The sequence below is a fragment of the Bacillus sp. FSL K6-3149 genome, from assembly GCF_038630515.1.
GTDB classification, from domain to species: Bacteria; Bacillota; Bacilli; order Bacillales; family Bacillaceae; genus Bacillus; species Bacillus pumilus.
This window is the reverse complement of record NZ_CP152034.1, coordinates 2,689,891-2,701,950: the sequence shown is the minus strand read 5'-3', so window position 1 is coordinate 2,701,950 and position 12,060 is coordinate 2,689,891. Positions and strand designations below refer to the sequence as shown.

Annotated in this window: 11 protein-coding genes; 3 read left to right on the top strand and 8 right to left on the bottom strand. The window is 40.2% G+C overall.

Annotation, left to right across the window (positions count from 1 at the left end; all coding sequences use genetic code 11):
- Positions 1 to 75: 75 nt before the first annotated feature.
- Positions 76 to 696 (top strand): transcriptional repressor LexA, encoded by a 621-nt coding sequence (gene lexA, locus MHB83_RS13620; RefSeq protein ID WP_003212311.1) that lies wholly within the window; start codon positions 76 to 78, stop codon positions 694 to 696.
- Positions 697 to 741: 45 nt separating this feature from the next.
- On the opposite strand, the gene MHB83_RS13615 is transcribed toward lexA, so the two are convergent.
- Positions 742 to 1,176: a hypothetical protein gene (locus tag MHB83_RS13615; protein WP_003212431.1), complete on the bottom strand. Its 435-nt coding sequence runs from the start codon at positions 1,174 to 1,176 to the stop codon at positions 742 to 744.
- A gap of 294 nt (positions 1,177 to 1,470) precedes the next feature.
- Between MHB83_RS13615 and MHB83_RS13610 the strand changes: the two genes are divergently transcribed.
- Positions 1,471 to 2,013, top strand: a complete 543-nt coding sequence (locus MHB83_RS13610; RefSeq protein WP_003211360.1) for an IseA DL-endopeptidase inhibitor family protein — start codon at positions 1,471 to 1,473, stop codon at positions 2,011 to 2,013.
- A gap of 32 nt (positions 2,014 to 2,045) precedes the next feature.
- Here the strand turns inward: MHB83_RS13610 and MHB83_RS13605 are convergent, their stop codons facing one another.
- From MHB83_RS13605 to MHB83_RS13575, 7 genes are all read right to left on the bottom strand, one after another.
- Positions 2,046 to 2,894 (bottom strand): STAS domain-containing protein, encoded by an 849-nt coding sequence (locus MHB83_RS13605; RefSeq protein WP_342496400.1) that lies wholly within the window; start codon positions 2,892 to 2,894, stop codon positions 2,046 to 2,048.
- Between the two features lie 148 nt (positions 2,895 to 3,042).
- On the bottom strand, positions 3,043 to 3,423 hold the full coding sequence (locus tag MHB83_RS13600) for a NucA/NucB deoxyribonuclease domain-containing protein (RefSeq protein ID WP_223251181.1): 381 nt from the start codon (positions 3,421 to 3,423) through the stop codon (positions 3,043 to 3,045).
- A 262-nt stretch (positions 3,424 to 3,685) separates the two neighbouring features.
- Positions 3,686 to 4,594 (bottom strand): trypsin-like serine protease, encoded by a 909-nt coding sequence (locus tag MHB83_RS13595; protein ID WP_003212025.1) that lies wholly within the window; start codon positions 4,592 to 4,594, stop codon positions 3,686 to 3,688.
- Positions 4,595 to 4,790: 196 nt separating this feature from the next.
- Complete coding sequence (locus MHB83_RS13590; RefSeq protein WP_212046466.1) at positions 4,791 to 7,934, bottom strand: bifunctional cytochrome P450/NADPH--P450 reductase; 3,144 nt, start codon at positions 7,932 to 7,934, stop codon at positions 4,791 to 4,793.
- Between the two features lie 25 nt (positions 7,935 to 7,959).
- Positions 7,960 to 8,505: a TetR/AcrR family transcriptional regulator gene (locus MHB83_RS13585; protein ID WP_340901412.1), complete on the bottom strand. Its 546-nt coding sequence runs from the start codon at positions 8,503 to 8,505 to the stop codon at positions 7,960 to 7,962.
- A gap of 253 nt (positions 8,506 to 8,758) precedes the next feature.
- Entirely contained in the window at positions 8,759 to 9,469 is a 711-nt protein-coding gene (locus tag MHB83_RS13580; RefSeq protein WP_137054583.1) for a DUF421 domain-containing protein, read from the bottom strand.
- Between the two features lie 64 nt (positions 9,470 to 9,533).
- Complete coding sequence (locus MHB83_RS13575; protein ID WP_342496399.1) at positions 9,534 to 11,750, bottom strand: RNA ligase; 2,217 nt, start codon at positions 11,748 to 11,750, stop codon at positions 9,534 to 9,536.
- A 110-nt stretch (positions 11,751 to 11,860) separates the two neighbouring features.
- Between MHB83_RS13575 and MHB83_RS13570 the strand changes: the two genes are divergently transcribed.
- Positions 11,861 to 12,052: a TIGR00366 family protein gene (locus MHB83_RS13570; RefSeq protein ID WP_137054585.1), complete on the top strand. Its 192-nt coding sequence runs from the start codon at positions 11,861 to 11,863 to the stop codon at positions 12,050 to 12,052.
- Positions 12,053 to 12,060 lie beyond the last annotated feature (8 nt).

Sequence of the window (12,060 nt, the reverse complement as noted above, 5' to 3'; positions counted from 1 at the left end):
TTTCGAACCTATGTTTGTACTGTTAGGAAAAACATGCTATAATTTCTTTAAAATTGACGTTTTGAGGTGCAAAAGATGACGAAGCTATCAAAAAGACAACTCGATATCCTGACATTCATCAAAGAAGAAGTAAAAAGCAAGGGCTATCCCCCATCCGTTCGTGAAATTGGAGAAGCTGTCGGTCTAGCATCCAGTTCAACGGTTCATGGACATTTAGCTAGACTAGAAACGAAGGGCTTAATTAGAAGAGACCCGACAAAACCTAGAGCGATCGAAGTACTAGATGAAGAGGAAATGAATATTCCAAAGAGTGCTGTAATGAACGTACCAGTCATCGGAAAAGTAACAGCAGGCCTGCCTATTACGGCTGTTGAGAATGTAGAAGAGTACTTCCCTCTTCCAGAGACTTTTGCAGCACCAGATGAACAAGTATTTATGCTTGAAATTATGGGAGAAAGTATGATTGACGCAGGAATTTTGGACAAGGACTATGTCATTGTGCGTCAGCAAAGCACTGCTAACAATGGAGATATTGTCGTCGCCATGACAGAGGAAGATGAAGCGACAGTGAAACGTTTCTATAAAGAAGATACACACTTTAGATTACAGCCAGAAAATCCATCTATGGAACCGATTATTTTACAGAATGTAAGTATACTAGGTAAAGTGATTGGCGTCTTTAGAAATATTCACTAAAAAAAGCCGGTATTTCATCAGTTAATGATGAGAACCGGCTTTTTTTTATGAACAAGAATAGGCAAGAATACTCGAGCTTGGGAAGGAACCAAATGTAAAGTTCGGCCAAATAAAGCCAGTTGTTCTCCCGAAAGGCTGTGAAGATAGAACATACATTAAAAATACTTGACCGTTTCTCATAAACACAATCGTCCACCTTCTATTACATCCCGCGGCAAATTGAACCGATTGCTGACCTCCACCTGTTTGCCCTGAAATAAGTGACTGCATGCTTTGAGGCTGTGATAATGCTTGCTGATATTGCGAAACGATATGCTGTGGTGGGGCTGGCGGGGCTGATCCACTAGATCCGGGCCCAGTGCCTCCTCCTCCGATTGGAAACCCTGGAAATCCTCCAACTTGAGAAGGGAGCGACGGCCAACCTTGCATCTGCCTATCATATGAGTACCCATTCCACATACCTTCATACGGATAATACATATTCAACACCACTTTCTTAGACATTCATCACGATAGTATATGTCATAAATGAAAAAGCGTGTTGAACGTCCAAACAGAAACTTTTCCAAAAAACGTTTTGTTCTTCTTTAGAACGGTTAAATAGTAGATATAAAGAAAAAATAAAAAAATGAAAACTTTTTGCCACCCTCAAACGTTATATATATAGAAAGAAAAGAAATAAAAAACATTTCAATTTAATACTTGTAATATCTCTGTAATTATTGTAACATTTGTAACATAAGAAGTTTTCATTGAGAAAAGGAGGCAATCGCCTTGAAAAAATTATTCGTTTTATTAACTGCTATTATGCTTATGATCTCATTACAATCTACAACATTGGCCGCTTCTAAAAAACCAGCCACTTTGACAAATAAAGAAGCGTTACATATTGCCCTTGATGCACGGGAACACTTTTGGAGTGCGATGTCAGGCTACAAAATTAATGAACATTCTGATTACAAATTAAAATCATTTAGCTATAAAGACATGACTTACAACTATCTTTCTAAAACATTTGATACAAAGAAAAAACTAAACAGCTACCTATCTCAAGTTTTCACAAAAGAAGCCATCAATCAAGGTTTAAAAGACTACCAGTTCATTGTTCATAAAGGCAAAATGGCTGTTCCAGTCGGCGACGGAGACAATATGCTTAATTGGGATAAAGCGACACCTAAACTTGTCTCTAAAAAACAAACAGTCCGCACATATGAATTCACTGTCCCAACACTTGATGGACGCAAAGTACAAAGAACGGTTACGTTCGAAAAAGGACAAAAAGATTGGAAAGTCACTAAAATTGACGCTGTTATCTAAATAAAAACCAGGCCATTCAATCGGCCTGGTTTTTATATTGAAGTAAATTCAGTCATGCGGTCTAAGGCGTGAGCAAGTGATGATGCCGTGCGAAATTCATTAAAAGGAAGCCCGAGCTGCACAGCGGTTTGGGCAATTTCTGGTCTGATTCCTGAAATAGTTGTCTCTACTCCAATTAACCGAAGTGATGTGACAAGATCAAAGATTTGATGAGCCACCATTGTATCAATAATGACAACGCCCGATAAATCAATACATAAATGCTGTACACCTTTTTGTGAGCACTGTTTTAGCGTATTTTCTAAAATAATCTTTGCTCTCGCTGTATCAATATCACCTACTAACGGCAATAACGCAATATGACTTTTTAAGACAATGACAGGTGAGCTCAGCTCGTAAATCATGTCTCTTTGTGCCACGAGCTTCCTCGTTGTATTTTTCACATATTGCTGGATGAACATATGAATGGAAATATTAAACGCCTCTGAAATTAAATCATACCAATAAAAGATGCGGTCAATATCAATTTCATCTTGACGCTGTTTAATAAATTCTTTTAAGTAATGAAGGACCACTCTTTGATTGGACATGTATTCTCTCACAACATAATCTAATGGTGTGTTTAAATGCTTTGGGTCACTGGCTAAGTCTTCAGACCACTTTTTAAACTCAGTATGTAAATACGTCTTGTCTTCAATAATAGCACGTATAAAATGCTGGTAATAATCTTGATTTTGCCGTTTTAGCTCTGATATGATGCTGGAATCTGTTGAACGATATATTGATTCTGGATCATCATCTTCAATTGAATCATACCAAGTTTCAGTCAGTTTCTCTGCATGTTGCATGAAATAATCGTATAATGCACGGTTCTTATCCATAAGCATATGTCCCTTCACATTTTCTTCTTGTCTGTCTTTGTACCTTATAGGATCCATTGTACCACTGAATCTTTTGCCCCTGCTAGCTCCAATACGCTCTGATCATCATCAAAAAAGGCACCTACTCACAGGTGCCTCTCTTTTAGTTTTATTTCACAATAAATAAAATTCTTTTCCCATCAGGATACCCGCTCATCTGGTGTCCGACCCATGAGCCCGCTCCCCTATTATCAGACGGGCTGACATATTGAACACTCGCCCCTTTTCCTCCTTCAAGACAAACTGCCATCGGCCACTCATCTCGGTCGAATCCAGGCTTAGTCGGAATGCCTTTTAATGATTCTTGCCTGCGGGCATCTGCTCCATTTCGGTCTATCGTACACACATCTGAATGCCCTTTTCGAATGGCTTCTTGAATATGACTGCCTGTTTCAGGGTACCGTTCCTTTGGAAATTGAATGACATGATCATATCGATCCGCACCTTTTGCCGCATGTTCCTCCCCAAATCCACCTAACAGCGTGCCCATCCATATCACAAAGCATAAGGCGACAGCAGTAATCCAGCCTCTTCTCATTTTCAAAAAAGCGTGACCTCCTCATTTTTCTCAAGTAGAATCTTGACTTAAAGGAAATGTGTCATTTTAATGTATGAGTTGTTCACGAATGACATGTGAAAAAAATGAAGAGGCTGAAAACTCAATGAATCTTTCAAGCATAGACAGATAGACACTTGTATCCACATAAAAAAGCTTGTCCCCTATGAAGGAAACAAGCTTTATGTTCTAGCTTTTATTGCGCTTTTGCATAGTTGATAAATTCAACAAAGGCAGCTGTCGCTTTCGGACCGCCATTAATCGTTCCGTTTGAATACCCTGCGTTATGAACCCCAACGATTTGCTGATTTTGATCTAGCATCGCTGAGCCTGAATTTCCGCTAAATGTATCAATCGTATAGTATGCGAGATTCGTATCTTCTCTTGTCACAGGACCTGACATCTCCCATTGCGACACCTTGCCAGTCGATCTCATTTTATCACCTGGATATCCAGAAATTTTAATCGTTGTTCCAGTTAAGTTTGTCACCTGACGGATGGAACGATAACCGACTGTATTGCCAATGTTCGTATCTGTTTTGATCACGGCAAAATCATATTGGCTCGCACCTGTATTGATATATCCGCTTGGTACATAGAACTCTGTCATATTTGCTGACCCATTTACCGCAGTGCTATCATTCATCCCTGGATACACCGATCCTTTTGCACTATAACTTCTCGATGCTGTATTGTACACGCAGTGTCCGTTTGTCAAAATTTTGTTAGGGGCAATGAGTGTCCCCGTGCAGCTGGAGCCGCCAAATGTAATATAAGCAATTGAATTATATGGTGCTACTCTTGTATTTGCTACTTTTGTTCTACCATCGTCTCCAATGACGACTTTAGTTTGAAAGTCTTTTACATATTTTGATAGTGGTTTTACTTTTTCACCAACAGTTGAAGATAGATCATCCACTTTATCAAAGGATGAGGGGGATTTCGTATCATTGTGGAAATCACTTGAAGAGATCACCTTTCCATCAGAAGTCACCATGTCATAATCAGATGTTAGTACTGAATCCGATGCGGCATGGGCAAAACTAGGCACACTTAAAGCACCAAAAACGAGTAGAGAAGGGAGTAACATTTTCACCTTTTTCATCATATTCCTCCTTTATGTCCTATATCAAAAATGATACGATTGTTCCATATTGGAGTAAATGAGAGAATATTCTTATTTTTTACAAAATATTTCATTTTCAAATTAGGTGTTTTGTATCTTTCAAACTTTCATTCTATCGATCTCACCTCTCTTGATGAAACAGAAAAAACCGCCTAATTGGCGGTCTTCCCTCTTGTCAGCTCCATACATCTTTTACATATCTATTATTATTCGCAAGGGTTGTCAGCCAATTTTCAGCTGCTTCCTTCGAGCATTGTTTCTCGTGTTGATAGAGGTCGATCAGTGTAGCCTCTACATCTGGTGCCATGACTTTTCCGTCCCCGCACACGTAAAGATACGCACCTTGGTCAAGTAACTTGATCAGTATGTCGCCGTTTTCTTTCAACAAATGCTGGACATATACTTTTTGCTCTTTGTGACGAGAATAAGCCCGGTGGATGTGGACAACTCCTTTTTGCGCTGCAAGCTGCATTTCTTCAAAATACAGATCATCTTCATGAGGGTGACGGCAGCCAAAATATAGGTGAGCTTCGCCTAGTGGTTTGCCTTCCTTCTGCCATACTTCTCTTGCCTGAACAAACCCTCTAAATGGAGCGATTCCTGTACCCGGTCCGATCATGATCATCGGTACTTCAGATGAAGGCGGCAGCTGGAATCCTGCCTGCGCTTCGTGGAGGAAGCAGGCGACTTCTTCTCCTTCCTGCAGACCGCATAAATAGTTTGATGCGACTCCGGCATATTCTCCGCGGCCGCTCCACGCTTTCCCTTTCACAACCGCCACTGTGATACTGACTCTTTTTTCATCGACCTTTGGTGAGCTAGAAATAGAATAATAGCGCGGCTTCAAACCTGGTAAAAGTGCTAAAAAGTGCACAAATGACAGCTCACATGCTTCATATTGATCTAGTAAGTCAAGCATGGTTACTCGTTTCTTTAAAATAGCTTCTTGATACGCTTCACCAGCCATTTGCTCAAGCTCCACGCGGTGAGGCGGACAAACTGTATATGCGGCGAGCTCTCTTAGCTGCGTACGTGTTGCAGGCTCTTGAAGCTCAACATGCGACGCAAGTAATTCTCTCATTTGAATCGGCTGATCTAAAGGTAAATGATTTGCTTTTTTCTCAGAAGAAAGCTTGATGTGCTGCTTAGGATCTAGATTGAAGCGATTGATCACCCGCTGAACGAGTGCATCACTATTTTTCGGAACAATTCCGATATGATCCCCTTCTTTGTACTTTTTCCCTTCAGGCAATTGCAGTTCTATATGTCTTGTTTGCCGCTCACTTTTTTCAGATTGTAATTCTTCATTTTTCAGTACAACAGCTGAAAAGGCACCATATGTTTTCGCCACAGGACGTTCTACTAGCTCATTGGTATAAGCAACTGATAGCTTTGGGTTTTCTTTACCTTTTTCTTGGAAGGTGAGCTTAAATTCTTTTGCGAGCTGCTTGAAGACCGTTTTCTGAAATGCTTCTTTATCCTCATCCATATCTCCGCCTGCATCACCTTCTCCTAAATCAGCTGCACGCTTCGCACCTTTTCTTTCAAGTGCTTCATCAATGAGACGAGGAATACGCTGGTACGTACTCGCCCAATTTCGATCTCCGCATCCAAACACAGCAAACGTCACGTTTGTTAAATCCTGCTCTTTATCCTGCGTGACCCAATCCACAAATTTTTTCGCATGGTCAGGCGGATGTCCATTATATGAAGCGGTCACGATGAAGACTGCACCCTTATCTGGTAATTGACGTGTATAGTCATCAAGCGGAGCAGTGGTCACATCAAACCCTTTTGCTTTTCCTTCTTCAGCCAATTCGTTTGCGATTTGTTGCGCTGTGCCAAGATTTGATCCATATAAAACAAGCAATGGTGTACCATGACTCTCCACTTTTGACTCATCAGATTTTGTGCTTTTTTTCGCCTCTTCTTTCGGTGGTGCCATAAAGAGTTGCTGCTTTCTTGGCCGCACTTTGATTTTAAAATCGTTTGGCTTAATCGTCAGAGATTCTTTTAAATCAAGTTCATATGATGTGTGATCAATCAATTCCAGGTTGTGCAGGACCATTGCCAGTACCATTGTGGCTTCATGAAGGGCGAATTGCATGCCGATACATGCACGCTGTCCATTCCCAAAAGGCTTGTAGGCATGCTGCGGGATCTTTTCAGGGTGTAGAAACCGCTCTGGTTTAAATTCTTCCGCATCCTCTCCCCATACCGCTTGATCACGATGTAACTTAGGTAGCAGCACGGAGACACTTTGGTTCTTTTTAATCGAATATTTCCCTCCGATGACGGTGTCCTCTTTCGCATAAAAAGAGAACGTAGGCGCTGTTGGCCAGAGGCGAAGAGATTCATTTAAAACCATACGTGTGTAATTTAGTTTTTGTACCTGCTTAAATGTTGGCAGTCCGCCTTGCAGCACATCATCTGCTTCTTGGACAGCTTTCTTTAATTTTTCAGGATTCTTTAATAAGAAATAAATCGCAAAGGATAGCAGCCCGCTTGTTGTTTCGTGCCCAGCTATTAAGAAGGTAATGATTTGATAGCGAATATTTTCATCTGACAGGCGCTCTCCTGTTTCAGGGTCCTTTGCATGCAGCATGAGGGACAGTAAATCATCGCCCGTTTTATCTTGTTTTTTCCGTTCTTGAATAATGTCATCTACTAATTGCTTCATAAAATCAACATTATCTTCAAATTTTTTTCTTCTTTTGATCATTAGCTTATCTGCAACCGGCAACCGGCTCGCCTGATCCATCGCTTCGCTTAAACCATTCACCATACTTTCGATGAATGGATGCTGATTTTCTTTATAAAAACTGTTAAACCTGAAATCAAAACCACAAAGTCCGATCGTATCTAAAGTAAGCTTTGTCATATCCTCTGCTACTTCAATTTCTTCATCACGGCCTGTTCTTTGCCATTTTTGTACAAGCTGTGTGGCAATATCGAGCATCATTTCATGATAGCCCTTCATGGCCTGCTGACTAAACGCCGGCATCAAGATGTGGTGAGCCTTTCTCCAGTTCGGTTCTTCTGTCCAGCTCGTAAATAACCCATCCCCTGCAAATGCTCTTACTTTATTGAGACTAGTCCCAATGTATTTATCAAAACGGCTCTCATCACATATTTCTTGGAAAAGTTCATGATTAGAAACAAAAATACTTGTTGCTTTTGAAAATTCAAACTGAAAGATCGGTCCTAATTCATCTGCCAGCCGCCAAAAGGTTTGAGAAAGCTCCCCCTTTTTGATATGGGGAATATTTTTAAAAGGTCCGTATGTTTTTGGTTTTGGAATGATTGATGTTTGTTGCATGTGCCCACTCCTTTTCATTCATTCATTAAGATGCGACGCTGATAGCGCGCCATAAACTTTGCTCAATGTCCTCTAGAAATTCAATCGTTGGCTCTATTTCTTCTGCAAGAATTTGTTTATGCAGCTGTACAAAGGCACCAAATACAATCGATAAAATGGTTTTACCTGAAAGATTTGGATGAATCCCATCCTTTTTCCCTTCTTCAAAGATAAGGAATAGTTCATGTAACAAATGCTGCATTTTCTCTTTGCTCGTCTCGTCTAAGTAATGGGATCGTTTATCAATTTCTAAGAAATATAGCCCGCTTGGATTCTCCTTTGTAAATAAAACCAAGCAATAAAATACATGCTTAAAGTACGCCCGAATACTCGCCTTTGGATCTGGACTGTTTGTGTTCATTTTTTCGATAAATGCAGAAAGGCTGCGCTGGTACAAAATATTGACGAGTGCCTCTTTACTGTCGAAATAACGGTAAATGGTTCCCGCTCCGACGTTTGCTCTTTTTGAAATCATTGGCATCGTGGTCCCATCAAAGCCCCGTTCAATAAATAAGTCTAGTGAAGCCTTCATGATCTGTTCTTGTTTATCAGTCACTGCTTGCACTTCATCCCCTCCTCGCCCCAGGAATGAACGTTCATTCCGCAAACGGTATATTATATTAATATTTTAATTTGTTCTATATACACTTAAACACATTTATTTTTTTCCGTCATCACATTTTCTGAAAATAATAATAATTGAGAAATGATGCCTAGTCAGACAGCATCCAAACGACTTATAAACATTGACGGATATGTGTCATGCGGGTGACCTCCGCACTATATCATTCTTGATCAATCGGAGAGTGAATGTGGTCGTCATATGTATCAATATATAAGCTGCCATTACTTGAACGGACTGCGTATACAATGTCCTTTAAGGAGAGCTGCCTTTTCTTAAGCTCTTCATCTATCCACTCCACTGTTAATTGATTTTCTTGAATGTTTTTCAAAATGAGCTTTCCGTCCATGATCACTTCAATAGGCATGTAGCCCTCTGCCTTCATATACAATTGAAGATCCTTTCGAGTGACATTTTCAAACGAAGGATATTTTTTCACTGACATATGTCCATCTGTTTCAATTATGGCAAATTCAACTTCGCTAATATCAAAAATGTCTTTTTCTCTCAGCTGCTGATTTAAATAATCAAGGGTATATCTCATTCCCTTCATATTCTCTTCAAGAATTTTGCCATTTTGTATGACAAGGGTTGGTTTACCGGCCATAAATCCTCTCAATTTTCGGCTCCTTAAAGCAATGAGCGAAATCACATAAATGATCATGACAAGCGTGACAAAGGAAATCGTCGTGTGATGAAACGGAAGCGTTGTATTAAACGCGAGACTCGCCGCAATTGAACCTAAGCTAATGGCTGCTATAAAATCAAAAATATTCATTTGCGCTATGGTTTGCTTTCCAAGAAGACGTGCTCCGCCAAATAAAATCGCAAAAGCAAACATCGTTCGTAAAATGACTTCAATATGGTCAGGCATGTAAGGGTCCACCTTTCAATTGCATCAAAAAAAGCCTTTTCCTTAGAAAAGACTCCTTTTTAGACTATGCATTTATTCCATCATTATTCAATTGGGCTGCATCGCTTTGCTCAAATTGTGAGCGCAGCTCAATAATGGAGCTATTTCTGACAGCATTGGCATCTTGCTCAAGAAGCCACGTATAAAATCTAGCTTGCTCCGCTGTTTGCAATGCCTGCATATATTTATGCGTGGAACGCTTCTCTGCAACGCGCTGTTTGATCGCGCGCATCTGCTTCCAGAATTGATAATAAGGAAGCTTGAGCTTGGTCATCAAGCCGCGATCATCCTCAATGACATATCCCTCTTCTTTGATCGAGTCGTCATGAGAAACGGCCTGATACCATTTATAAAAAGACGTCCAATCATGGAACACAGCCACTTCCTGCTTGCTGGATATTCCAAGCTGTTCGCTTACTCTTTTCACTTCAGTAAATGGTGCCTTTTCATAGCTTAGCTGACGCTTCACTATATCAAGCAAAATGAGTTGATCATGATCATATGTGATAATATGTGGGTCTTTCTCTGGCAAAATGACTTCAAACACAAGAGATGCATTGTGGTCACGTACGTATGATTTGATGTAGTCGACCTGCACGTCTCCGAAGGTCTGATAGAATAACTCCTCGACCCAGGAAGCATGCTGATTTTGTTTCACATGAGATGTATACGATTTGGACGTAAACACCAATTCATCTTCCATTTCGTTATACCCAACCGTCCCTAAATATCCATTTGCTTTATCATAGACGGTGACAGGAAATTGAAGGTGGTTTACTAGATGATGCATTTTTGTCTCCGGACGCTCATCAATGTTAAAAAATTTGTTGTAGCTTCTTGAAACAATCTGCTTTGACACCATATTGACAAACAAGCCTCTTGCCTTCACATTCACATCATCCCACTGCCGTTCACTAAACGCTTTTTTCGTAAAATTAAAAGATGAAATGTGGTGCGGAAGCTTTAATTCCTGTACATACTCATGCTGATCTAAGTGAGCTAAAAAGTCATCTAGTGAGATATCTGGTTGAATAGTGGCTGATGGTTTTTTCTCAGAAGCTCTATAGATTGGGTTGTCAATTTCATGAGTCTCAATCCCGTCAGCTGTGATTTTCAACACTCTCAGCTGTCCCCCGAATTCAACCTGGCCTTCTAGATTATAAGACCTTTCCGCTGCTTGAATAGGCAGCCTGTATAAATTGCGATGCCCGTGAATTTGAATGACATCTAATCCAGCAGTATTTTGAACAAACAAATGATCAATGTCATCTGAATATTCACCTACACCGTGGATGAGCTGCTGTGTTGAGACATGCAATAGCTCTTCTGGCAAATGAGCAAGCCCCCCGTGGGTAACAAGAAATGTCTTGCCATGGTACGTAAAATAAGTAAGCTGATGAAATGTCCTAACAAACTTTCGTACTTCTTTTAAATCAAAGTCTGCTGCTTCAATCTCAGGTGCAGTATGCCGGTTAAACATATTACTTTTTACTTTTTCACCATGTGCAAACCGGTATAAATGCTGATCATGATTGCCCTCAATCACGATGACATTCCGGCATTCTCTATGTGCGAGCATCCATTCTAATACTTCCTTGTTTTCTATACCTCTATCAAGCAAATCACCTGCAAAGATATAAAGTTCATTTTCTTTAATATCTCCTTGCAAATAGGTGGTCAGAGCGGTATGACAGCCGTGAATATCTCCAAAAACATGAATGGCCTCATATTGATCGAAGGATCGAGGCTGATAGGTCATCACTTGCGGATATTCCTCAGGCTGCAAGACAGTCACCCATGATGGGACCTTTTCTGTTTTTAACCGCTCATTCATTTGATATAAAACAGACTCCCGCACAACTTTGTGAGCTACCCGTGAGCGATTTTGCAATAGAGCTGTTTCAAGCGGCACCTGCGTGAAATCGACGACATACACCCTGTAACGATACGATGTGGCCAGCGATTTATATTGAGATATCGATTTGCTTGAAATATGCGTGGCATCAATCACAGTAAAGTCTCCGCGTTCCATACGTGCTGTAAGCAATTCAAATAATAAAGACCAGACTTTGTGGTCATGCTTGCTTGAAATTTCTGGTTTCCCATTGACAGATAACTGCGGAGGCTGGGTCAAAAGACGAATCTGATCCGCTGATAATGTGTAAGGCTCTAAGCCTTGGGCTTTGATCCAAGTTGATTTCCCTACGCCTGGGAGACCTCGTAAAAGGACTAAAGTTCTCATATTGGTTCTCCTTTAATAAGTGATATTTTACCTATTATAGATAAATGATGGATAAATCTCAATCTTTTATCGATTATGGTAATATATAGATAGAAAGGGAGGTTTTACGTATGTCTAATGGGGAGAATATGGCATTTAATATTGGTGATCTTCTATTTCAAGTGTTCTCTCTTCTATTCATTGCTGCTATCGTGACGATCATTGTCATCGCTTTTCGAATGATCAGAAGAAAAAGAATGGAATTGAAGAAGGTTGAGGAAAGATTGAACAAAGTAATTGAAAAAAACGATTTAAAAGAGTAAAAATCCGG

Bases quoted from the DNA above. Each gene is read 5' to 3' on its own strand.
- lexA (WP_003212311.1), top strand. From the start codon at position 76: ATGACGAAGCTATCAAAAAGACAACTCGATATCCTGACATTCATCAAA.
- MHB83_RS13615 (WP_003212431.1), bottom strand. From the start codon at position 1,176: ATGTATTATCCGTATGAAGGTATGTGGAATGGGTACTCATATGATAGG.
- MHB83_RS13605 (WP_342496400.1), bottom strand. From the start codon at position 2,894: ATGGATAAGAACCGTGCATTATACGATTATTTCATGCAACATGCAGAG.
- MHB83_RS13600 (WP_223251181.1), bottom strand. From the start codon at position 3,423: ATGGGCACGCTGTTAGGTGGATTTGGGGAGGAACATGCGGCAAAAGGT.
- MHB83_RS13595 (WP_003212025.1), bottom strand. From the start codon at position 4,594: ATGAAAAAGGTGAAAATGTTACTCCCTTCTCTACTCGTTTTTGGTGCT.
- MHB83_RS13590 (WP_212046466.1), bottom strand. From the start codon at position 7,934: ATGCAACAAACATCAATCATTCCAAAACCAAAAACATACGGACCTTTT.
- MHB83_RS13585 (WP_340901412.1), bottom strand. From the start codon at position 8,505: ATGAAGGCTTCACTAGACTTATTTATTGAACGGGGCTTTGATGGGACC.
- MHB83_RS13580 (WP_137054583.1), bottom strand. From the start codon at position 9,469: ATGCCTGACCATATTGAAGTCATTTTACGAACGATGTTTGCTTTTGCG.
- MHB83_RS13575 (WP_342496399.1), bottom strand. From the start codon at position 11,750: ATGAGAACTTTAGTCCTTTTACGAGGTCTCCCAGGCGTAGGGAAATCA.
- MHB83_RS13570 (WP_137054585.1), top strand. From the start codon at position 11,861: ATGTCTAATGGGGAGAATATGGCATTTAATATTGGTGATCTTCTATTT.